The organism is Chitinophaga tropicalis (genome assembly GCF_009758205.1).
Classification (GTDB): Bacteria; Bacteroidota; Bacteroidia; order Chitinophagales; family Chitinophagaceae; genus Chitinophaga; species Chitinophaga tropicalis.
On sequence record NZ_WRXN01000004.1, the window covers coordinates 428,715 to 452,434 of the forward strand.

General features: G+C 47.2%; 17 protein-coding genes. 6 read left to right on the forward strand and 11 right to left on the reverse strand.

The features are described 5' to 3' along the window. Nucleotides 1–9 precede the first annotated feature (9 nt). The 4 genes from GO493_RS12090 to GO493_RS12105 all read right to left on the reverse strand — a co-directional run bounded on the left by GO493_RS12090 (nucleotide 10) and on the right by GO493_RS12105 (nucleotide 4,687). A complete protein-coding gene (locus tag GO493_RS12090) occupies nucleotides 10–672 on the reverse strand; it encodes a hypothetical protein (protein WP_157306419.1) in 663 nt (220 codons plus the stop codon). Nucleotides 673–744: 72 nt separating this feature from the next. Beyond that, entirely contained in the window at nucleotides 745–1,314 is a 570-nt protein-coding gene (locus GO493_RS12095; RefSeq protein ID WP_157306420.1) for a phage tail protein, read from the reverse strand. 23 nt (nucleotides 1,315–1,337) lie between these two features. Then, complete coding sequence (locus tag GO493_RS12100) at nucleotides 1,338–3,992, reverse strand: hypothetical protein (RefSeq protein WP_157306421.1); 2,655 nt, start codon at nucleotides 3,990–3,992, stop codon at nucleotides 1,338–1,340. Nucleotides 3,993–4,066: 74 nt separating this feature from the next. Beyond that, complete coding sequence (locus GO493_RS12105) at nucleotides 4,067–4,687, reverse strand: hypothetical protein (protein WP_157306422.1); 621 nt, start codon at nucleotides 4,685–4,687, stop codon at nucleotides 4,067–4,069. 239 nt (nucleotides 4,688–4,926) lie between these two features. Here GO493_RS12105 and GO493_RS12110 point away from each other — a divergent pair, with 239 nt between their 5' ends. Then, entirely contained in the window at nucleotides 4,927–8,334 is a 3,408-nt protein-coding gene (locus GO493_RS12110) for a PAS domain-containing hybrid sensor histidine kinase/response regulator (protein WP_157306423.1), read from the forward strand. A 133-nt stretch (nucleotides 8,335–8,467) separates the two neighbouring features. Here the strand turns inward: GO493_RS12110 and GO493_RS12115 are convergent, their stop codons facing one another. Then, entirely contained in the window at nucleotides 8,468–10,639 is a 2,172-nt protein-coding gene (locus tag GO493_RS12115; protein WP_157306424.1) for a DUF6055 domain-containing protein, read from the reverse strand. Nucleotides 10,640–10,910: 271 nt separating this feature from the next. Between GO493_RS12115 and GO493_RS12120 the strand changes: the two genes are divergently transcribed. The 4 genes from GO493_RS12120 (at nucleotide 10,911) to GO493_RS12135 (ending at nucleotide 14,730) form a co-directional block, all read left to right on the forward strand. After that, the gene (locus tag GO493_RS12120) at nucleotides 10,911–12,356 is read left to right on the forward strand and encodes a circularly permuted type 2 ATP-grasp protein (protein WP_157306425.1); all 1,446 of its coding nucleotides are present in this window, start codon (nucleotides 10,911–10,913) and stop codon (nucleotides 12,354–12,356) included. 18 nt (nucleotides 12,357–12,374) lie between these two features. Next, nucleotides 12,375–13,316 (forward strand): alpha-E domain-containing protein, encoded by a 942-nt coding sequence (locus tag GO493_RS12125; RefSeq protein WP_157306426.1) that lies wholly within the window; start codon nucleotides 12,375–12,377, stop codon nucleotides 13,314–13,316. A 9-nt stretch (nucleotides 13,317–13,325) separates the two neighbouring features. Then, nucleotides 13,326–14,255, forward strand: coding sequence for a transglutaminase family protein (locus GO493_RS12130; RefSeq protein WP_157306427.1), 930 nt, complete (start codon nucleotides 13,326–13,328; stop codon nucleotides 14,253–14,255). Between the two features lie 88 nt (nucleotides 14,256–14,343). Continuing rightward, entirely contained in the window at nucleotides 14,344–14,730 is a 387-nt protein-coding gene (locus tag GO493_RS12135) for a hypothetical protein (RefSeq protein WP_157306428.1), read from the forward strand. On the opposite strand, the gene GO493_RS12140 is transcribed toward GO493_RS12135, so the two are convergent. From GO493_RS12140 to GO493_RS12150, 3 genes are read right to left on the reverse strand one after another with little or no spacing between them, the layout of a single operon-like run. Beyond that, entirely contained in the window at nucleotides 14,718–16,166 is a 1,449-nt protein-coding gene (locus GO493_RS12140; RefSeq protein WP_157306429.1) for an APC family permease, read from the reverse strand. The two genes, GO493_RS12135 and GO493_RS12140, sit on opposite strands and share 13 nt — an antisense overlap. Nucleotides 16,167–16,175: 9 nt before the next feature. Continuing rightward, a complete protein-coding gene (locus tag GO493_RS12145) occupies nucleotides 16,176–17,624 on the reverse strand; it encodes an aldehyde dehydrogenase (NADP(+)) (protein ID WP_157306430.1) in 1,449 nt (482 codons plus the stop codon). After that, nucleotides 17,614–18,540 carry a dihydrodipicolinate synthase family protein gene (locus GO493_RS12150; protein ID WP_157306431.1) on the reverse strand — a complete coding sequence of 309 codons (927 nt, stop codon included), beginning with the start codon at nucleotides 18,538–18,540 and terminating at the stop codon, nucleotides 17,614–17,616. Before GO493_RS12150 ends, GO493_RS12145 begins: the two co-directional genes overlap by 11 nt. Nucleotides 18,541–18,847: 307 nt before the next feature. Here GO493_RS12150 and GO493_RS12155 point away from each other — a divergent pair, with 307 nt between their 5' ends. After that, on the forward strand, nucleotides 18,848–19,723 hold the full coding sequence (locus tag GO493_RS12155; protein ID WP_157306432.1) for an AraC family transcriptional regulator: 876 nt from the start codon (nucleotides 18,848–18,850) through the stop codon (nucleotides 19,721–19,723). Between the two features lie 111 nt (nucleotides 19,724–19,834). Here the strand turns inward: GO493_RS12155 and GO493_RS12160 are convergent, their stop codons facing one another. Genes GO493_RS12160 through GO493_RS12170 form a run of 3 tightly spaced genes read right to left on the reverse strand, consistent with a single transcriptional unit; the run spans nucleotide 19,835 to nucleotide 23,720 of the window. Beyond that, entirely contained in the window at nucleotides 19,835–22,096 is a 2,262-nt protein-coding gene (locus GO493_RS12160; protein WP_157306433.1) for a S9 family peptidase, read from the reverse strand. Nucleotides 22,097–22,104: 8 nt separating this feature from the next. Then, nucleotides 22,105–23,046 (reverse strand): hypothetical protein, encoded by a 942-nt coding sequence (locus GO493_RS12165; RefSeq protein WP_157306434.1) that lies wholly within the window; start codon nucleotides 23,044–23,046, stop codon nucleotides 22,105–22,107. 11 nt (nucleotides 23,047–23,057) lie between these two features. Then, complete coding sequence (locus tag GO493_RS12170; protein WP_157306435.1) at nucleotides 23,058–23,720, reverse strand: hypothetical protein; 663 nt, start codon at nucleotides 23,718–23,720, stop codon at nucleotides 23,058–23,060.

Here is a 23,720-nt window from a genome sequence, read left to right on the forward strand (position 1 = left end):
TTAACAGCTTTACTGACGTTCCAGGGAGATCCACCAACCGGAGAATTTGTATTTTCTCTCCAGTGTAATGAATGTTCTTAATGGTAGAGGTTGTTCTCTATCATACCTGCAAACGGTACCACTAGCCGAATCATAACAGGTATCATAACCGATAACGATCCAATGTTTATGGTCATTTACTCCCAGCAGATGTACCTGGTTCTTTTCTGGGAAACTCAAATATTCTACAGGGCCCATCACCTCGCCAAACTGAGGTGAGATCAACGCTACTTCAGCATCAAAGAGATTAGGCCATGGAGAAATATTCTGCAATTCCAACCGGGAAAAATACTCCTGTGCTGCAATGTTATAGGACACCCTTATACATGAGGCTTCCATACCAGATCTATGCGCCACACATGTCAATGCGGAAGGTGGGTTCTGGTGCATGGCCGGAGAAGAGTACTGGTACATGGCCACACTTTCTCCCAACATAACATTACCCGTGATCTGGTAGATACGTTGCGCGTACGCCTGTGGCGAAGGCTTGGTATAGCCTTCTACAATGACCTCTGTGTTCAGTGCCATGGGGATTTCAGCCAGCCCCATATCTTCAAGTGCAGCCGCCAGTGCAAAAGCTCCGCAACTGTTAGGGCTTGTCTGGTTAACACCCTGAAATCTTTCAAATGACATAAATGGATCTTTTTTAAGGATAAGAAATCATTACAGCCCCCGGATATTGCCGGCACAAAAGGGGCAGTTTCTTTATACGTATTTTATGAGATAGTACACGTAAGTATTGAGCGGCCTTGTTTCGGTACTGGTTTGTACTGCGGGGCCGGATTGCGCAGTTGCGTTACCGGTATATCCCTGCAGAGCAATGGCTGCTGCTCCTCCCCCTTCTTCTGCCGCTGCTGTCTCAGCCCCGTTGTAAGTATGTTGATGCTGCTGCAGGGCGAAGGACTGAACAGAACCTACGCCTGCACTTGTCTGCCCATTGGGCAGTTTACGCGAACCACTGTCAGGGTCCCTGCCGGCCCCCATATCTGTCATACGGAGGAAGTAGCCCCGGTAATCCGGCAGGGAAAATTCATCATTGCTTTCACTACCTGTATTGTAAAGTGTTCCCAGAACACTGGAGAGCACAGGGTAGTCAGAAATGTTATAAGTAGCCCCGTTACATAATAACCAGCCATATGTTCCTACAATAGTCTCTGCTGTAACGGACGTACCTGTGGTATTGAGCTGTCCGGCAAAGGCAATCACAGTACCGGGCGGCAATGAGGAGGGCATTACAGGAAGGCGTTCCTTCCTGTGAAGAAATGGTATTTTCATGGAGATGGTATTTTTGAGTATGGTTATCTGCGGGGCAGGAAAGAAGGAAGATGTTCACTCTCATCTATTACCTGCATATCGGTAGGCAATGCTATCTCCCATGTCTTATCAATAGTAGTATGCCCGTTCCAGTTATCTACTTTTTTAATATGCGCTGCTATCTGTACATCATTCTCTGTAACGGGAACGAAAGGCGCCGGCAGCTCCCATATTAAGCCGGAAGAAAGATAATAGAGCGCCTGGTAATTATCTTCCGGCCGCACGGGCAGGAATACTGTAGCAGCTTCCGCCTGCAGGAAAGGTCTCAGCGAGGTATTGCGGCTTTGCAGGGCAGCGTTGTATTTCAGGGGGGCATCATCCAGTACAAAGGTCATCTCGTCCCATTCAAAGGCATGCTGAATGAACTGGTAATAAGCCTGCCTGTTCGCCCATGCAGTACTACGCCCATCTTCCGGTATACCCTGCCTGTCTGTAAATATATTTATCAGCAGTTCCCTGCAGCTGCGTTGTATGGAAGAATATTCAATATCCCGCAGCAACATGGTATTGGCCTGGTCTCCTTCTCCTGCCAGCCTTGAAATTTCCAGCGTATATTCTTCCAGCTGTTTCTGCCATGCGGCTGTGATCTGTTTATAAACATCGGCCTTCCATCTGTCCATCCATCCTTTCAATGGTTTACAGGTTATTTTTGCGTGCAGTATACATCCTGCCGGCAGCTTGTCTGTTTTAGAAGGCCTGTTACCTGCTACAGAGAAAGAGAGCGGGCTGCCTTCATCCGTCAGTTTAAGCTCATTGGTATTGGCTGCCGGCGTGAGGGTAAAGATGCTTCCTCCTATAAAGCCGGATACCTGGTTGTCTGCATCATCCGTCACAAACAGGACGGAAACTACTGCTGCCGATGCTGCATACTGGTCCGGCAGCTCCACCTGTTTCTCTGTTTCTCCGTTTTGCAGGGAAACACCGGTATATAATGTTTCCTGGGGCGGCAGGAGAATAGTATCTATGTTATAATATGCTGCCAGTGTTGTATAGTTTTCCCGCGTAATGTCCCTGAAGCTGTGAATACCTTTCTCAGCCGGAGAAAGCGGCTTTTCCATATTAATGTTGTTCAGCAGCTGCTGTGACCTGATATAATCACGGGCGGGGTCTTTCAGGCGTATTTCCAGCAGGAAACGGTGACCATAGTTCTCCAGGCTGATGGTATAAATTTTATTCAGCCAGCGGTAAATACCGCGGAAATGCTGAGTACCGTTACTGTTGTCGAATATGCTGGTGTTCACCTCCTCCTGCTCATTGTATGCGGTATATAACCTTTTCTTTGAAATGGTGTCCCGTATGCGGCTCACCGTACGGTTAAGCACTTTTTTCACAAAACGGCTTTTATCTTCCGCACCGGGATTTTTTGAGCCATCTATGGTGGTTGACCATGAGCCGTTCAATGTTGCTTCTGTAGGTGGGCCATAAGTAGTTTGAAAGTTGTTGTACGTTTTTGTTTTAACATATCCGGTAAGCGTCTTCTTCGCTTCTGCCACCAGGTCCTGCGTTGCTTCCCGGAAGCTTTCATCATTGTCTGTTGCTGTAATGCTGTTTTCTTCAGTAATGCTGGTTGTATGTTGTTTGTTCCTGCGGAGCGACTTTTTCCTCTCTCCTTTCAGGATATTCTCTATATGTGCTATCTCCCCCTGTTCATAGCGCCGCAAGGCAAATTTCACCATCTTCAGTTCGCCAACGGCATAAGGTACAATGGAATCGTCTTTATTATCTGTTACGCCGTAAGGTGGCAGCGGAAAAACGGCTGATGGCAATACGATGGTGGCATTGAGCGGAGCTATCTGCTGTATTTCAAAACAATGCAGGATAACCAGCACTTTGTTGAGCGCGATGGCCAGCTCTTTATTGAAACCAGGAAAGACAGAGAGTGCAAAATAGTTCTGCCAGACCTGCTGTATGGTATCCTGGTAGTTATCCGGAAGATCTGCGTCCTGCAGCAGCATGTCAATAGTGTATACATCTTCACTTCTCTGCAGACGGTCATAGATATCCGGGAATAAGGTAAAAGGCATGGGGATGGCGGACGGATCTCCAAAATACTGACCTTCAAATGGCGATTGCCCGTTGATAAAGTCCAGGCATAAGGTCTCTGCCTGTTTCCGTACATCCGGCGGTTGCAGGGTGGACAGCTGGCTGTAGAGCAATGCGCTGTTTCCTGTTCCGGGAGTATAGGTAATGAAGTTGAGGACCACGAACGCTGCGCTTTCCTGTGGCCAGGGAGTGACATCCACATAGGGGAACAGCGGCGAGGAGATGATATCCTCAGGGTCAGGCCCCGGAGAGGGCGTTGATGGGAGAACCGGGGGTACAGGAGGAGGTGGTGGTTCTGGCGACAATATCACCATTGTGCCGTCAAAATGTTTCTGCAGGCCAACGCTTTCATTTTTGCCATAATAGAGGTTACCGTAGAGTAATTGTTCAGATTTGCGTTGCACCAGGCTTACCCGGCCTTTTATATTGAACCTGTCCGGAGCCATGTAATAGACTTCCTGTGTTTCGCCCGGCTCAATGCTCCGCCGGATCACTACCTGTGGGTTCTTAAGAGGATAAATGAATTCATATATCACCCCTCTTCCTTCGTTGAAGGCGATTACCCTGAACTCGTTATTAACAACATTATCAGCCATGGGACAGATGATTTGGAGCCAATGGAAAAGATGGTAACCCCGGGGGCTATGCCGGTCACCCCGGGGTCAGAGAGTTATGCGTACTGGATATTATCAAGTACAAACTGGAATGGAGTTGCTCTTGCACTATTACCGCCGCCGGTCATGATAATGTCTGCGCTGGCAATACCGAAGAGGGACAGTTCTGTATTGACCTGGGAAAGTACTGCAGAGTTCATTACCTGGCCTTCCTGGATCTGGGAAACTACACCGATCCAGATGGTGGGCTTAAATTCAAAAACAGCCTTTTCTCCCGGAGGGATACCTGTTTTGGTAGCCAGCAGCTTGCCATTCTTATAGGCATTGGCCGTAAATGCACCTATTTCAAGCCCGTTGTAGATCTCAATTTCAGTATCGCTGCTTGCGGGGCCACGCAAGGTCAGAGAATCGCCGGAATTGCTTTCAGATACCTGGAACTGCTGACCATTGGAGGCCGGTGTTAGCGGACTGTAGTTACCCCAGCTGTCACTGGCGGAGATGTAAAGATCCAGTGGGTAGCTGAAAGGGTGGTTCCAGGTAACGCCACAGTTTTCAATAACCATCCAGGCAACAGCCAGTTCTTCAAAAGAGGTGTCTACGTTTTTCTGAAAGATGACAATCTTGGAGTTGTTCTTGTCATTGGAGTTGTTGATCAAATTAAGCGAAATACTGCTCATTACTTGAGGTTTTTAAGATGTGAAAAGTTGTTTCAGGGTCACCGGTGATCTGATATGGTAAAATTAAGGCAGGCAAAAAACCCGGGCCGGATGGTTGCCCCGGGTGGGGAAGTTGGCTGCGGGAGTGGTGGATTATATGGTATAAGTGGCGGTGGTTATCCTGACGGAGCTACATATTATTACTAAATGAAAATCAAGTAATTAAAATATCTGTTAAATTGCAGTTATAACACTGCGATATGAAAGCTATAGTTACCCCACTAAGCGAACAGGACAGTGCACGAATGCTTCGGGAATATGGATTGCTTTATCCTTTTAAAGACCAGGAACTGGACCAGTTTACAGAGCTGGCCATGCTTACCTGTGGGGCATCAGCCTCAATGATATCTATTGCAGGTACAGATAAACAGATCATTGTTTCTTCCATAGGCAATACCTCCCTGCCTTTTAAACATGAGGTACCGCTGGCTGACAATAACGGTCATATCCAGGGCGCTCTCAGCGTAATGAACGACGAGCCCCTTCAGCTTTCAGCAGCGCAGGAGCAGGCGCTTTCCATCATTAAAGACAGGATGGTCGCATATATACGCCGCCGCCGGATACAGATAGAAAGTAATTATTATGAAAGACTGTTTGACATGTCTGACGGGCTGGTCTGCGTTTCTGACACCAGTGGCCAGCTATTAAAGCTCAACAATGCTTTTAGCCGGCAGCTGGGATGGGATGAACAATTCCTGCTTAATACCCCCATCCTGGAAATAGTGCACCCGGACGATATCGAAAGCACTACTGAAGAACTGCAAAGGCTTTCAGCAGGGCATTCCTCCATCCGTTTCCAGAACAGGCTAAGAACATCGACCGGCGAATACAGGCACCTGTTATGGGGGGCTGTCCCCGAACCGCTTACCGGCTATATTTTTGCCGTAGGCTGGGATATCACCAGGGAAAAAATGCGGGAAGAAGAACTGATGGCCAGTGAAAATGAGCTACGCAACTTCCGCGAGTATTCCCATGGCATGATCTGTAAACATGATCTGAACGGGAAGCTGCTGTATGTGAACCAGGCCGGGGCGGACAGCATAGGCTACTCTCCTTCTGAAGTGAAAGGCATGAGCCTCTTTGATGTAGTACCAGAGAATTTCCACTCAGAGCTGAAGTTCTACCTAAAACATATCAGGCAGGAAGGCAAAGCCAGTGGGCTGATGCATGCCAGGCATAAAAAAGGCAATGTGCGGACCTGGCTGTTCAACAATGTAATAGCTAAAGATATAAAAGGAGAACCTTATGTAATTGGTAACGCCACAGACATCACAGAAAGGCATGAGCTGGAGAAAGACCTGAAACGTACAAAGGAGCAGCTGGAACGTACTAACCATGTGGCACGCATAGGCGGTTGGGAATATAACCTGGTAACGGGTAAAGTATGGTGGTCTAAAGTAACGAAAGAGATACATGAAGTACCGGACGATTATATATCAGATCCTGCCCGTAGCATGGAGTTTTACAAGGAAGGGGAAAGCAGGAACAACCTGGCGATGGTAGTAGAAAGAGCTATCACTACAGGTGAGCCCTGGGACCTGACAATGGAACTGATAACAACCACAGGAAAGGAACTCTGGGTGAGAACCATTGGCTATGCCGAGTTTGAGAACGGCAAATGCAAAAGGCTGTATGGTACTTTCCAGGATACAGACGCTATCAAGAGAGCAGAAATAGAGCTGCGGAATGCAAAGCTCCAGGCGGAGCAGGCCAGCAGGGCTAAATCTGAGTTCCTGGCTAATATGAGCCATGAGATCAGGACCCCGCTGAATGGCGTGATAGGGTTTACAGACCTGGTCATGAAAACAGAGCTGAATGAAACACAGCATCAGTATATCTCTATCATTAACCAGTCTGCCAATGCCCTGCTGAGCATCATAAATGATATCCTTGATTTCTCAAAGATCGAAGCCGGCAAACTGGAGCTGGATATAGATAAATTTGATCTTTATGAGTTCAGCAGCCAGGCCAGTGATATACTGAGTTACCAGGCGCAGCAGAAGGGACTGGAAATGCTGTTGGACGTATCTCCCGACCTGCCCCGTTTCATGTGGGCAGACACTGTCCGGTTGAAACAGATACTGGTCAACCTGCTGGGCAATGCCGTAAAATTCACGGAAGAAGGCGAGATAGAGCTTCGTATAGCTCCGACAGAAATGGCAAAGAACGGGATTGCAACCATACGGTTTGAGGTCAGAGATACAGGCATTGGTATACGCCCGGAAAAACAGCAGAAGATCTTTGACGCCTTTCTACAGGAAGACATCTCTACCACTAAAAGATATGGAGGCACAGGCCTGGGACTTACCATATCCAATAAACTGCTGGCCCTGATGGGCAGCAGGCTGCAGCTGAAAAGTGAACCGGGCAGCGGCAGCTGTTTCTTTTTTGATGTAACGGCCAGGACGGAAGATGGGGCCCCTATTACCTGGGCCAATATCAACTCCATCAAAAGGGTACTGATAGTGGACGATAATGCCCATAACCGTATTATCCTGAGTAAAATGCTGCAAATGAAAGATATACAGGTAGAAGAGGCCAGGAATGGCATTGAGGCATTGCAGAAGCTCATGACGGGAAAACAATATGATGTGGTACTGATGGATTATCATATGCCGTATATGGACGGGCTGGAAACTATCCGTAAGATCAGGACGCACTTTGATCAGCTTAACCAGGAAATGGCAATTATACTGCTACACAGTTCTGCTGACGATGAAAAACTGATAAAAGCATCTGATGAGCTGAATGTTGCCCAGCGTTTGTTAAAACCCATCAAGGTACACGAGATGTATGACGCGTTATCGCATCTCTTTGTCAAAACACCTCATGAAAAATTTATGACGGATACGCCGGAAGGGAAAAAGATCAATGGAAAGATCAGGATATTGATTGCGGAGGACAATCCTATCAATATGTTGCTGGCCAGCACTATTCTCAAAAAGATAGCGCCGGAGGCTATTATACAGGAAGCGGGTAATGGAGAGAAAGCGTTGAGTTTTTGTCGCCAGCAGTTATTCGACATCATTTTCATGGATATACAGATGCCGGAAATGAACGGCTATGAAGCTACACAGCTGATCCGCGGGTTAAGTTATTACCAGCGTATACCTATCATTGCACTTACTGCCGGTAATGTAAAGGGGGAAAAGGAGAAATGCCTGGAAGCCGGGATGAATGACTTTGTCACTAAGCCTTTTGTGGAAGATAATATCGTTTCTATCCTTGACAGATGGCTGGTACAGCCTGCAGAACAGCATGAGGCCGCGGAAGATGCTGCCCATTTTGATATAGAGATACTGAAAACCCACCTGGGAGATGATGATGATGAAATGATCAGGCGGCTCCTGAACATTACGGTAGATGTGCTGCAAAAATCTCCGCCGGAACTGGAGGACCTTTATGCGCGCCAGGATATTGTAAAAATGAGCCAGTTTGGCCATAAGCTGCGGGGCACCGCTATGATCATAGGGCTTACTCCCCTGGCAAAACTGGCGGAAGAGCTGGAAATGCAGAAGGATTTTCATCAGCCGCAGGTGAAGGAGATAGTGGAACAGCTGCTGCAGGAGATGGTAAAATGTGAGAAGCTGTTAAGGAAGCATATATAAGGCCCTGTATTTCTCTCAATCTATGTAAGACGCGAAAAACTGTTCAAAAGAACGGGTTTCACCTTCGGTGAAACCCGTTCTTTTGAGAGGAGTGAATCTGGTTACCGCCGGCTGAAAATCAGTGGCCAGTTAGTTATTCTGTTATCACGATCTTTTTGGTGAACACCTTAGTACCTGTAATTTTCAATACATATACACCAGGTTTCAGTCCTTCGGAGGCGGGATTCAGCGTCAGGTTTGGAGTTGCCTTTATGCGTCTGTTGATCAGTATCCTGCCATTGCTGGTATAAAGTGACAATACCAGGTCTTCATCAGCAGAGAAATTCTTCAGGTTGATATTCACAGAGGAAACGGCAGGGTTAGGATATACCAGTACCTCTCTTTCTCCATGAACTTCCGGCGTCAGCGCCATGGCAGTAATTGCTGCAGGACAGGTAACATTCCCGGTAAAAGCCATCTGCGCATCTGTAAACTGAGTGTAGGTTGTATTTACATCTACATTAGAAGTATGTGTTGCCGGCCGGCCATCACATTCTGTGCGGCCATTATTGCTATGAGGCACCTGCAGGTAAACCCCTGTGGTACTACAGCTGCCGATTTCTGCGTCACCGCCTACAACAACACCTGAAGCGCCGAAAGTAACGCCCCATTCCATAGCATTGCCTTTCACAATTGCGTTACCTGACACTGTACAGTTATTGAGGATGGCATTCTCAGTAACCTGCGCCGTACCCGTATAAGTACCGCCCCATACATTGGCGTTACCACTGATCACAACGTTGTTCTGCACACTGGCATTCTCTACCCATGCAGTGCCTTCTATGCGGGCGTTACCGGAGATATTGGAGCTTCCGCGTACAATAGCTTTAGGGCCTACATAAGCAGTTGAAGCCACTGTTGCTGAATTAGACACCCAGCCACCACCATTGGAGTGGGTATGTCCGTTGGTTTTCCAGGCAGAACGGAAGTCAGACTGGTAACCTTCCGGTACGGCATTAGCAATGCGGACCTCATAAGGATAACGTTTTATCTTAGGGAATCCTGGTTCCCATACATAAGAAGTATGTGTAGTTGGCGCGCCTAATACTACCAGGTAAAGTTGTGTTTCGTTGCTGTTCATCTGGAAGCTGATCTCACTTTCATTAGCGCTGTTCAGTGCACCATAGCGGGAAACGGTGCCATCAGCGTTGGCTGCAACAAATCCATAACGCCATCCGCCGGTACTGTTCACTTCTGTATGGCCTTTAAATTTCACAGTTACATTCCTTGAACTACAGGTAGGATATAGCGGGATGATGTTATAGCCATAATCCTGCGGGGCAAAGGCATCGGGCACTACATACCGGTTGGTAGTGGCGCTGATCTGCGTCAGAATAGTGTGCATACGCCAGAGATAATGAGGCTCTGATGTTTTCAGTGCATTCCTTGCCGCACGCATAATGCCGCCAAAATTGTTGACAGGATAATCGTATGTAGCTTCCCGTTTGGCGTATTCATACATGAAGTCGTTCAACTGTGCCTGGTTCCATCCTTTCAGGCGCCGATAAGTAATAAGCGGATGTTCGTTTGCTACGGATTCTTTCCAGAGGCGGTTCACCATAGTGATGCCTTCCAGCTGCTGAATAGTATACAGCCATTTGAAAGTGCCGTAGTGGTGGCGGGTAGAGCTGAGGTGAAATGACTGTGTGCCCAGCCAGCGGGGCAGGTCATCGCCCGCAAAACGCGGATACATCTGTGTGCGCATATAATTGGCATGTGCTTCCCAGAAGAAGCCGGCAGGTTCCCAGTTGATATATCCGCCGCCAACGGTATTCTCCTGGATGGAGATCATACCCTGTAATGAGTGGGTCAGTTCATGGCTTATCACGCCACCGTCCCGCGTGGCATTGGGATGTACCCACATGGCGCCTATGGTATTGCCGTAAGTACCGCCAAAAGCCCAGCCGGAGGGGCCGCCGGAGCCCCAGGTATCGTTCATTACGATGATGATCTTGTACTTACCCAGGTTCTTAGTAGCCGCATCTGAGCAAAAAGCGATGTTTGTAACAAATTTAGTGTAGATCTTTTCCAGGGTGTCACAGATGGACTGTGGATTGAAACGCAGGTTGGGATCTGAATAAGTAGCGGGGCTGGTGCCTACTACATTACCCCAGAAAACAATAAAGTTTGCCGATTGATACGATTTACTGTATGACCACGTATTCAATGGGGCCGTGGAAAATTCTGCAGGGATATACACCGTTTTTTGCGCGGCGATGCCACCTGACAGTAACAGGCATAAAAAAAGCAGTACATGTTTTTTCATGAGTGTGGTTTTAATGAGTGCTGGTTAATTTTGGGTTGATCAGGTTCGGGCTAAGATGAGATATGGGTTCTTCTATAGGTTTTAAATCCTTACTAAATTAACGGAATACCCTATACGGGGAGTGACAGATATTAACGGGTTTGGACTGTATTTTAACCGGGGCACATTACTTATTAAAATAAATTCTATATAACATTTCTCAAAACAATAAGCGCATTTTACTCGCATTTATCTCTTTAAAATATTATATTAGTAGCATAAGCATGAATTTATGGACCTGCCTACGCTACTACAACAATATGGCCATGCCGACGGTATCTGGGATGAAATGTATGATCATCAGCAGATAAGAGAACAATACAGCAAAGTATATTCCGCCCTTCAGCAGTTTGATGCCGGCTCCCTGTTACAGAAAGACAGGCTGGCCAGTGAGCTGTTCATGAACCAGGGCATTACGTTCACCGTTTACAGCGATGATGCAGGCATTGAACGGATCTTCCCTTTCGACATTATTCCCCGTATTATTACAGGCCGGGAATGGGCGCATATAGAGCTGGGCATACAGCAGCGGCTGAAGGCCCTTAATCTTTTCCTGAAAGATATCTATAATGAACAGCAGATCCTGAAAGACGGGATAGTACCGGCTTCGCTCATTGCCTCCTGTCCGCATTATACCCGGGAGGTTTTCGGGATTAAGGTACCGCATGACATTTACGTCCATATTTCAGGGATAGACCTTATACGGGGCCAGGACGGTCTTTTTTACGTACTGGAAGACAATCTCCGTACTCCCTCCGGTGTAAGTTATATGCTGGAGAACCGGGAGGTGACCAAAAGAATATTCCCGGAGCTGCTGGCATCCAATCATGTACGCAGGGTGAGCAACTATCCTCTATTGCTGCATGAAATACTGCTGCAGATGGGGCCTGCCCAGATATCTGACCCGCGGGTAGTATTGCTTACACCCGGCATTTATAATTCTGCCTACTATGAACATACCTTCCTGGCCCGGCAAATGGGCATTACCCTGGTGGAGGGAAGGGACCTTGTAGTGAATAACCACAAGGTATATATGAAAACCACAGAGGGGATGGAGCAGGTACATGTCATATACCGGCGCATAGACGATGAGTTCCTTGATCCGCTGGTATTCCGGCCTGACAGCGCCCTGGGTATTCCCGGGCTGATGAGCGCCTACCGTATGGGAAATGTTGCCATTGTAAATGCTGTAGGGAATGGTGTGGCGGACGATAAGGCTGTATATGCCTATGTACCGGCCATGATCAGGTATTACCTGAATGAAGAGCCAATACTACCTAATGTGCCAACCTATGAACTGAGTAACAGGGAAGCGAGGGAGTATGTTTTTGATAACTATGAGCAGATGGTGATAAAAAGGACTAACCAGTCCGGCGGCTACGGTATGGTAATGGGCAATAAAGTAAGCCCGGAAGAATGGGCCAAAGCGAAAACTGCAATAGAGGCAGAACCGCGTAGCTTCATTGCCCAGCCTATCATTAAATTATCTACTGTACCTTGTTTCATAGACGGCACTTTCCAGGCAAGACATGTGGACCTCCGTCCTTATGCGCTTTGCGGTCCTGACGGAGTGAAGATAGTTCCCGGCGGGCTTACCCGTGTTGCATTACGCAAGGATTCACTGATAGTTAACTCCTCACAGGGCGGGGGCAGTAAAGACACCTGGATTATAGATTGATCAACCAAACAAACATTCATGCTAAGCAGGATAGCTGATTCACTTTTCTGGCTGGCCCGGTATATGGAACGGGCCGAAGGTTTACTAAGAGTATCTTCCACACATTATTCATTATCACTGGATAAAGATGTAAACGGGGAACTGACATGGCAGCCCGTACTGGAAACATTTACCAGCGCCACTGCATCAGAGATAGAAGAGATAGCCCATCACACGGGGCCGGCCTTAATGAAACTGTTAACAGAAGCAAACAATAACAATTCATTAAAGGCTATCATTGGAAGAGCCAGGGAAAATGCAAGAGGAATACAGGACTATATCACGAAAGAGGTATGGGAAGAAGTGAACTCCTTCTATCACCTGATCAACCAGCCATTGCTTGACAGGCGGCTGCTTACCTACGAAGCGGCAGACGTGCTGCAGGAATTTACCCGGCGCAGCGTATTGTATACCGGCATCACCGATATAACAATGGCGCGTGGTACAGGCTGGGCATTCATGAACCTGGGGAAATATATTGAACGGTGCCTGGAAACTATTGTATTGACCAATAAGCAGTATGCGCTGAATTACTACAAGGTGAACGAGATAAAAGATATTATGCAATGGAGGCATTTGCTGATGTCCCTGTCAGGTTATGAACTGCACCTGAAAACGTACAGGTCTTCTCTCTATAATCATGATGTGCTGCACCAGGTATTATTCAATGAGGACTTCCCTCATTCGGTGGTCTATTCCCTGGGCAGAATAGACAGGCATCTGCAGGATGTAACCAGGAAAAGTTTTTCGGAAGAGAATGCTGCCCTTCAGAGAAACTTTGGCAGGTTATTCAGTAAAGTGAAACATACTGACCTGGAGGTGTTGAATGACAATACCCTGCAGCCGTTCCTGGAGGAGCTGCGGCAGGACCTCCTGCGTTTCACCCACCTGTTAAGTCAAAAATTTTTCTCTTACGCCTAAGCCTTCAACATGCCTATCTTCAGAATACATCATATAACACGGTACGAGTACGACAGACCAGTAAAAGAGAGTGTGAACGAGATCAGGATATTTCCTTATCAATGCCCTGACCAGGAAATATTACAACATGATCTGATCATTACCGGTCAGCCGGAAGTAAAGATCTTCGACGACTACTGGCAGAACAGGACAGGCACATTCAACCTGCTGCCACCGCATAAAGTGCTCAGCATAGAAAGCAAACTGCTGGTACGTACTACTGCTTCTTCCCAGCTGAAGATTAATTTCCATTCGTCGTTCGATCAATTGAAACAGGAGCGGGAAGGGCAACTGCAATTACTGGAAATGGCTTTGCCTGATATCATACGCTCTCAGGAAGCTATTGACAACATTATAACAGTGATCTACCAGCCGGGTAAGAGTGTGGCGGCAATGGCAGAGCATTGCAGTGAATATATCTTCAAGAATTTTAAATACATCAAGGGCATCACCAATGTAGAAACTACTGTAGATGAGCTGATGCAACATCGTGCCGGCGTATGCCAGGACTTTGCACACCTGATGCTGCATATACTCCGGAGCTGCCAGGTACCCTGCCGCTATGTAAGCGGTTATATCTGTCCGAATAAAGACGGTATGCGCGGGGAAGGCGCCACCCATGCCTGGGTGGAAGCATGGATACCCGGATATGGATGGGCCGGTATTGATCCTACCAATAATGTATGGGTAACCAATAAACATGTGAAGTTATCTGTAGGGCGTGACTTTAAAGACTGTTCTCCTGTAAAAGGTAGTTTTAAAGGTCCTGCCAGGCAGAAGTTGTCAGTATTTGTAGCTGTAGGTTATGAAGATGGTAATGTATTCCAGGACACCAACGATGTTGCGTTGAATGGTGAAGTGGAGGAAGTGCTTAGCAATGATAATGGCGGACAACAGTAATCTCTACTGTTAATGCTTTGCTAAAACACTAAATGGCATTAAATCTTTTTACTCAGGCGCTGTCCAAGAAGTATAAAAATTTTAAGCCATGAAAAAGATAATAGTAGCATTACTCCTGGCTGTAACTTTTCAAGGTGTTTCAGCTATGACACCAGCCAGGATTGGCGGAGGTTTCCACGGAGGCGGTTATTATCACCCAAGAACAACCGTGGTATTAGGCGGTGGATTTTACAGCCCATATTATTCTCCTTTCGGATTCTATTATGGATATCCGTATCCATATGCGGCTCCTTACCAGCCCACCAAGCTGGACATGCAGATAACCGATATTAAAAACGATTATGCAGATAAAATAGAATCAGTAAAGCTGGATAAGAATCTGACAGGTAAAGAAAGAAGAGCCCAGGTAAGAGAATTCAAAAGAGAACGTGACCGTGCGGTACTTGAGGCAAAAAGGAATTATTACAAGTCATAGGTTGTTAAATTTGGTTCGTGTAAAGGGGATGGTTTTCGATCATCCCCTTTTTTCATTAAATAATATACCGGAATGCCGAGCAGTACAATACATAGTCCCGGCCAGGTATAAAGTGGTTTATAAACAAGTAATGAAATACAGATAATACCTGCTGATACAATGTATAAGAGCGGCAGGAAAGGATACCCGAAGGCCTTGTAAGGACGGGGCAGTTCCGGGCGGGTACGGCGAAGGCGGAAAATGCCTGCAATCGTGAGAATGTAAAAGATAAGCACTACGAAGATCACATAGTCCAGCAGCTGTCCGTATTTACCGCTCAGACATAACACTGAAGCCCACACGCATTGTATCCATAACGCCCTGGCAGGAACGGCATTTTTATTGAGCTGCCCCAGTGACCTGAAGAAGACCCCATCATTGGCCATTGTATAGCACACCCTTGCTCCGGAAAGAATAAGCCCGTTGTTACAGCCAAAGGTGGAGATCATTAACAATGCTGCGATGATATACGTGCCTTTTGTACCGAAGATCTTTACAGCTGCTGCTACTCCTACCCTGTCGTTCTCTGCATATGCAATATCATTCAGGGGCAGGATGCCGATATACACCAGATTTGTAGCTACATAGATGACGGTGACGATAAGTGTTCCCAGAAAAAGGCTTCTGCCGATGTTGCGTTGGGGGTTCTTGATCTCTCCTGCAATGAAGGTGACATTATTCCATGAATCACTGCTGAAAAGGCTGCCTACCATGCTGCCGGCTATTGCGCCGAGAGCGGCAAGTCCAACATATGGCAGCAGTGAAGCGCCTTCCATTTTACCAAATGAAAAGCCTGTCTGCCAGTTAGCGTCCCATATGGCTTTATCTGCTGCGAAGACACCGAAAAGGATCAGTGCCAGCAATGCAGCTATTTTAGCCAGTGTGAATCCTGTCTGTATCCATTTACCTTCTTTAACACCCAGTGTGTTAATGAAGGTAAGCAGTACTATGAGCAGGATGGATGTGAGCTGTGCTGCAGAAACCTGGATAAAGTCCAGGTCAAACAGGATATTCTTTTCACTCAGTATAGGAAAGATGTAGGCGGAGAATTTGGCGAAAGCCACTCCAACGGCGGCGATAGAACCGGCCTGGATCACGGTGAAGAAACTCCATCCGAAAAGGAATCCTGTCAGCCGGTTAAAGGCTTCTTTCAGGTATACGTATTGTCCGCCGGCATGAGGGAACATGGCGCTCAGTTCACCATAGCTCATTGCTGCGGTGAGTGTGAGCAGGCCGGTAATGACCCAGATCAGGATCAGCCAGCCCGCACCGCCTACGTTCCGGGTAATATCCGCACTTACTAGAAAAATGCCGGAACCAATCATGGAACCGGCTACTATCATGGTAGCATCCAGCAGTCCGAAGGAGCGCCGGAAGGATTTTGGTTGATCTGACATAATTATTTTTTATCGGGTGTACTCGTTGTTTACCAGTCGCCATATACCCAGCGGGTTGTCCTTTTTCAGGGCATCCGGAAGCATGGCGTCGGTAAAGTTCTGGAAGCATACAGGGCGTACCCAGCGCCTGATGGCGCCTGTGCCTACAGAGGTGAAGCGCTGGTCAGTTGTTGCGGGGTAAGGTCCGCCATGTACCATTGCGGCGCATACCTCTACGCCTGTGGGTGCGTTGTTGAGTATTACACGGCCGGCCAGGGTTGTTTGTACAGCAATCACGTCCTGCCATTTTTCTGTATCTGTTTCCGTTCCGATGATGGTAGTGGTTAGTTGTCCGCGGAGACTTTTCAGCACTGCTATCAGCTCTGTTTTATCTGCGCAGACCACCATGAGTGAGTAAGGGCCGAACACTTCTTCCTGCAGGGATGGGTTTGCCAGGAAGGCTTTCCCTGTAGTGCGTGCCAGGGCTGGCCAGGCTTCTTCTGCTGCCGGAGCTGCGGTTTCACTAACCAGGGTCAGTGTTTCCTGTGCCAGCATGTGAGAGCGGCCCGTCTGATAAGCTTTATAAATACCGTTATGCAGCATTTTCTGCGGTGTGCTGGCTGCAATAGCGGTACCCAGCATTTGCAGGAAATTCTCTGTTTCTTCGCTTTGCAGGCCTATCAGCAAACCGGGATTGGTACAGAACTGTCCCATGCCGAGGGTTATGGAAGCCGCAAATGTCTGTGCCAGCTGCTGCGCCTGTTGACGTAAAGCGTCCGGAAAGAATACTACGGGGTTGATGCTGCTCATTTCTGCAAACACGGGTATGGGTACTTCGCGTTGGGCAGCATAGGATGAAAGCGCTTTACCTCCCTGGAAGGAACCGGTAAAAGCCACGCCCGTTGCAAGCGGGTGCTGTACCAATGCCTTACCTGTTTCATATCCTTCGTCAGCAACATGCTGTATGGTGTTGGCAGGCATACCGCAGGCGGCAATAGCCTTTTTCATTGCGGTAAAGACCAGCAGGGAAGTGCGTGGATGGGCAGGATGGCCTTTAATCACCACTGTGGCTCCTGCCGCCAGTGCAGAAACGGTATCTCCACCAGCCGTAGAGAAGGCAAAGGGGAAGTTGCTGGCTCCGAAAACCACAACAGGCCCTACGGGCAGGAGCATCCTGCGAAGGTCCGGTTTAGGCGGCGTAACGTCTGGTTTGGCAGTATCTATCACGGCTTCTACCCAGCTGCCTTCCTTTATAAGGTTGGCAAACATCTGGAGCTGTGTGGTGGTACGGGTAATCTCACCGTTTAGCCTGGGTAAGGGCAGGTTGGTCTCTTCATGTGCTGTTTGTACCAATACTTCTCTCTGCCCTTCTATTTCTGCAGCGATCTTTTCCAGGAAAGCAGCACGTAAGGGCGGTGTTACCGCCCTGTACTGTTCAAATGCCTGTGCAGACCACAACATGATATCATCAATCTGCATATTCCAATAATTTGTATTCCGGTAATACTGGTCTGTTAGCCAGTGCTGTGTCAATTACTTTGAGGATACGCGCTCTTTCTTCTCCTACCAGGGTAAGGCGTGGCGCTCTTACTGTTTCAGAACCCAGGCCTGCCTGTTGTTCTGCCAGTTTGATATATTGTACCAGTTTAGGATGCAGGTCCAGCTCCAGCAATGGCAGGAACCAGCGGTAAATGGCCAGCGCCTCTGCAATGCGGCCGGCTTTGGTGAGTTTGTATACAGCTACAGTCTCTGCAGGGAATGCGCATACCAGTCCGCCAACCCATCCGTCAGCACCCAGTACAAATTCTTCCATTGCCAGGGTATCAACACCGCAAAGGATCTTAAAGCGATCGCCGAAACGGTTTATCATCCGGGTTACATTGGACACATCGCGGGTAGATTCTTTCACTGCCTGGATATTGGCGTGTTCTGCCAGCTGGGCAAAGATGTCCAGAGTAACTTCCACTTTATAGTCGACCGGGTTGTTATAGATCATTATCGGCAGGTTGGTAGAGGCAGCTACTGTTTTAAAGAACTGTGCGGTTTCACGCTCATCGCTCTTATAGCGCATGGGCGGCAGCAGCATCAGTCCTTTTGCGCCCCATTTGGCAGCAAGTTCAGCCTGTTTCACCGCTTCGCGGGTAGAACCTTCTGCAATGTTCATTACAACAGGAATGCTTCCCTGTGCCTGTTCCACAGCATATTTTGTCAGTGTTTCTTTTTCAGATGTTGTCAACACACTGGCTTCGCCCAGTGATCCTCCCAGGATTATCCCGTCGATACCGGCATCCATCTGTACCTGTAAGTTCTTACCAAACAGGGGCAGATCCAGTTCATCAGCAGGTGTAAATTTGGTGGTAAATGCAGGAAATACTCCTTTCCATTCAATAGCCATAGAACATTATTTTTTTATCAAAAATATCAGAAAGCGATAAAGTTCACCTAACTGATAGTAATCAATTGTTAGCTGATATTAACCTATTTTAACGGTTTAGCATACGGATCAATATATGGTTAACCATTTTTTCGCCTGCCAGGATATTTTTCTATGAAATTCCGGTTAATATTTGTAATATTGAGGTAAGGTGAAAAATTAATTGTACAATTAACACTCATTAGATCGACCAAAATGTAATTACCGCGTAACCTGTAAGTATTCCCGTAGACCAACTAGTATTTGCTAAATTTAAAAAAGTTCACAAATGAAAGTGCTGCAGTTCACCATACCTGTTCCGCTGGATAAGTCCATCATTGTGCAAAAGGATGTACTTCCTTATTTCTATCCGCATCTGCACAGGCATAAAGAGATCCAGCTAACCTGGGTACAGCAGGGAGAAGGCACTCTTGTTGCTGACAACAATATGCACTCCTTCCGTTCTAACGAGATCTACTGGCTGGGCGCCAACCAGCCACATATATTTAAGAGTGAGGCATCTTATTTCCAGCCTAAAAGCAGGAAGAAAATAGTAGCACTGGTTATATTCTTTAATCCTTACGGAGAGCTATCTGCACTGTTTAACCTGCCGGAAATAAAAATGCTGAAGAACTTTGTTCAGCAGCACCAGTCAGGCTTTAAAGTGCCACAGGACCATGCAGCAGAGATCTCTGCCAGGATGCTGAAAGTAACTAACAGTACCGGGACGGAACAGCTGATACAATTTGTGGAGCTGCTGAAACAACTGTCCTCCTATGCAGATATTAGCCCGCTGGCTTCCGGTCAGAAAACGCAGATGGTGAGTGAGCATGAAGGTATCCGGATCGGGAATATCTATAATTATATCATGCACCATTACGATAAACCTATTACCCTGGAGGACGCTGCCAAACAGGCTCATATGACGCCACAGGCGTTCTGCAGGTTCTTTAAAAAGCACACCCTGCATACGTTTGTGTCATTTCTGAATGAAGTAAGGATCAATGAGGCGTGTAAGAAACTGACGGACGGGACATATGATAATATAGCAACAGTTGCTTATACGTGCGGATTTAACAGTATTACAAATTTTAACAGGGTATTTAAGACGGTGATGCAAAAATCGCCGAGTGAATATATGAGTAGTTATTTTCAGAGCGTCTGATATAAAGGGATTTACAGCGCGGAAGTGCGTAAAAAAAGCGGTTTTGCCTTTGGCAAAACCGCTTTTTTTACGGGAGAAGTTTAACCGGCCGATGGCTGGTTAAACTGTTTTTTAAAAAGCCGGAGGTTCTACGCCCAGCAAATGTCTTACAAAGAAATTCCTCTTCTTACGGCGGCCATAAGGCCCGCCATCACTATGTCCCATTCCGGGTACTACCAGCAGGTCAAAATCTTTATTGGCTTTAATGAGAGCGTCCACTACACGGTAAGTGGATTCAGGCGGCACATTCTTATCTGCCTCTCCTACTATCAATAATAAGTTGCCTTTCAGCTTAGCGGCATTGGTAACGTTGGATTGCTGTTCATAATGGGGACCAACAGGATATCCCATCCACTGTTCATTCCACCATTGTTTATCTACACGGTTATCATGACAACCGCAGGCAGATACTGCCGCCTTATAGAACTCAGGATGAAAGAGCAGGGCGCCGGTGGAGTTTTGTCCGCCGGCAGAAGTGCCATACAATCCCACCCTGGTGGTATCCACATACGGGTATTTAGCCGCCAGTGTCTTTATCCACAATATCCTGTCCGGCAAACCGGCATCTGCCAGGTTCTGCCAGCACACGTCATGGAAGGCCCGGGAGCGGTTGGCTGTTCCCATTCCATCCATCTGTACGACAATGAATCCCAGCTGCGCCATACTTTGCATCTCACTGTAAGGCATGAAGGTCTTGGGAACGAAAGCATCCTGCGGACCAGCATAAATGTTCTCTATTACAGGGTAACGGCGGGTGCTGTCGAAGTTGCGTGGACGGCATATAATGCCCCAGATATCTGTTTGTCCGTCGCGGCCTTTGGCATGAAAGACTTCCGGCAACCGTATGCCTGTGGCAAAATAATCTGCCAGGTCAGCCCTTTCCAGTTCCATGATCTTCTTACCATCTGCTGTGCGATGGAGCTCTGTAACAGGGACCAGGTCCGGGCGGGAATAGTTGTCAATATAGTATGTTCTGCGGGGAGAATAACTGAGGGCATGCTGGGCATTGGCAGTAGTGAGCTTCACCAGGTTACTGCCGTCAAATCCTACCCTATAATAATGAATATTATACGGATCTTCTCCTTCATTCATTCCGCTGCCTTTAAACCATATTTCCCGTTTCTTTTCATCTACGCTGTCTATTCCTCTCACTACCCAGGGGCCGGGAGTAATTTCGAGCTTCACACCACCTTTAACAGCATCTACCAGGTACAGATGATTCCAGCCATCTTTCTCTGACGACCAGATAATTTCATTGCTGTCCTGCAGGTAATAAGTGAAAATGCGCTCTTCATGGATGAAAGTCTTTGTCTGTTCATCTATAATATTGCGGGTAGCGCCGGTAACCGCATCTACCTCAATAATGCGGAAACGCTGGTGACCACGGTCTGCTTTCTCATAGGTAAAATAACGGGGGTCTGACTTACGCCAGCGCAGGTAAGGTATTCCCAGGAAGTTGTAGATCTCTGTATTGACCTTTACTGCCTTCTTGTCTGACAGGTTAAACACAAACATTTCATAGCTGGTAAAAGGATCGCCCGGCTGTGCATATTCATCTGTTTCCAGTTTTGCGCGGGTGGTACCAGGCATGGAAGACAGGAGATGATAAACGGGCTGTTGCTTTACCGGGGTGATACGATAGCCTACCAGGTACTTACTGTCCGGCGACCAGCGTAGGGCGCCATATGGTTTTTCAATTGTACCATCTGTTGTAAATGCGGTTTCTTCTGTACTGCCGGCAGCTTTTACATAGAGATTGCCATCACGGATAGAGGCTGTCCAGCTCTTATCCGGTGATAGGCTGTCTGATCCGGGGCTTTCATCATGCTCTTCCCAGCGGCTGCGCTGGCGGAAGGTACCTCTTTCTGGCAATTGCTGAGGAGTTGCGCAGGGTGTTAATGTATATACCGGCGGATGGCAGGCATACCATTTGCCACGGGCTTCTACCAGGAGCTCATTCCCTTTAAAAACGAGATCGCTTAATGGAAGACGGCTGGCGGTTATTGCCGTATCCAGCGCGGCAGAAAGCGCTGCCGCCATTTTTACATGGTCGAAGGCCGGTGTTTTCACAGCCTTAGCAATGGTTACCCTGATAAACTCGGAAGTGCTGTCTGCCAGGTAATTCTTATACCAGAAGCCTTTCTCGTCAGCATCCCAGTGGGATCTTACACTTAGTTTGTAAGCCTTGCCTTTGATAATGGAATCCAGAACTGCCGCATCGCGGTAGGAAACCTGTACCTCTTCCCTGTCCGGCTGATAGGGTGGTAAAGGCGATTGCGCGTGAAGCGCAAAGGCGGCTGAGAGGCCGCCAATTGTGCAAATTAACTTCAACATTATCCAACTTATAATTTAGCTACTGTGGGTATACGAAGTGTGTAGATCCACGTCCCCGTGTCGTTCAGCAACACCGAAAAGGTAACATTGACGTTCCTTCCTGTGCTGTTTTTTGTATATGGTATCCTGTAATAACTCAGGTATTCAAAGCCAGGTACTTTATAAACCGGGAACTGTGGCGTTGACGGGTATTGGAATACAAGCGCTGTATCTGTCTTCTCTTGCGGATAGTAAGGATCATAAGTGGCAAAGTCCGGCCGGTCACCGCGTTTGATCACATCTCCCACAGCAGGATTGAAAGGTACACCATTCTTATCCAGGAATCTGATGATGATCTTATTGGGGCCATCGGCAATTCTGTCTATAGTAATCCCCAATCCACCGGGTATTGCCTGAAAATCAGTCTCTGCACCGGCAGTGGATGTAGTGAGAGCTGTAGATTTTATTTCATAATAGATCTTGGGAAGCAGCCTGACAGTGCAGGCATCTTTGATCACTTTCTTTCCTCTGACATTAGATACTTCTATATCTATAGTATAATTACCAGTATCCAATGCTACGGATGTGGCAGAAAGTTCTATTCGTCCACCTATATTATTGACCTCGAAAGGCCTCACCATCGTTTTAGATATTTTCTTGTTCAGCATTTCCAGGGATGTATCAGTAATAGAAACAGCTGCCAGGTACCCCAATGCCTCCCGTGATTTAAGCTGTTCACTATCCAGCGGCAAGCCCGTTTTAAGGCTGCGTATCTCCAGTAATTTTACATAAAGGGGCATGGTAGATCCATCTCCATCCAGTGGCTTGGATACAGAAACAATACCCTGCCCTGCAATGAATGGGTTAGGACGATACGCCAGCTTATCGCTCAGGAATCCTTCTTCTGTTTTCTGGCAGCAGAACAGGATGGTACATGCCGCCAATATGAGAAATAAATATCGTAAGTGCATTGTGTGAAAGTTTAGAATCTTGCAAAAACATGCCTGTTGTTCAGCACATGCAACAGCGGGCCGTTGCCGGACTTCGTTTCAATACCTGTGGTCTGACATAATACGCTGATGTCTTCTTCACCCAGAGGAGGCGTAACGCCGGGCGCATCCAGATCTCCCCTGATCTTAATATAGTACAGGTAATATACAGGATAGGATGACCATTCATTAACCCCATCGCCTGTGTGTAGTTCTTTCTTCACAGCACAGCTAATGCCAGCTGCATTGTCATACAGGTGCGGTTGTTCATCTTTGAAACTACTCACGGGTAGTTTTTCGGAGAACAGGTACTGGCGTACGGAATCTGCTGTCAGCTCACTGAAAAGACTGTCCATTGTATAAACCGCATTTTCATCCTTCATACGTTTTTCTGTCCTTCTCAGCAGCATATACTCTCTGACAGAATAATCTGTTGGTGCGAATACAGTACCTGTCTGATCTAATTCTTCCTGTAGCTGATAATGATCTATAATGGTCAGTACACTATCAAACATTTTATAAGGATGTTGCTCAAGGTATTCATGTACTGACAATGGGGTTTTAGGATCATGTGTTCCTCCGTCTGTCAGGTAATCTGTTTTTTTGCATGCGGCCATTAATAGCAGACCGATGACAAATAATTTATAATGACGCAT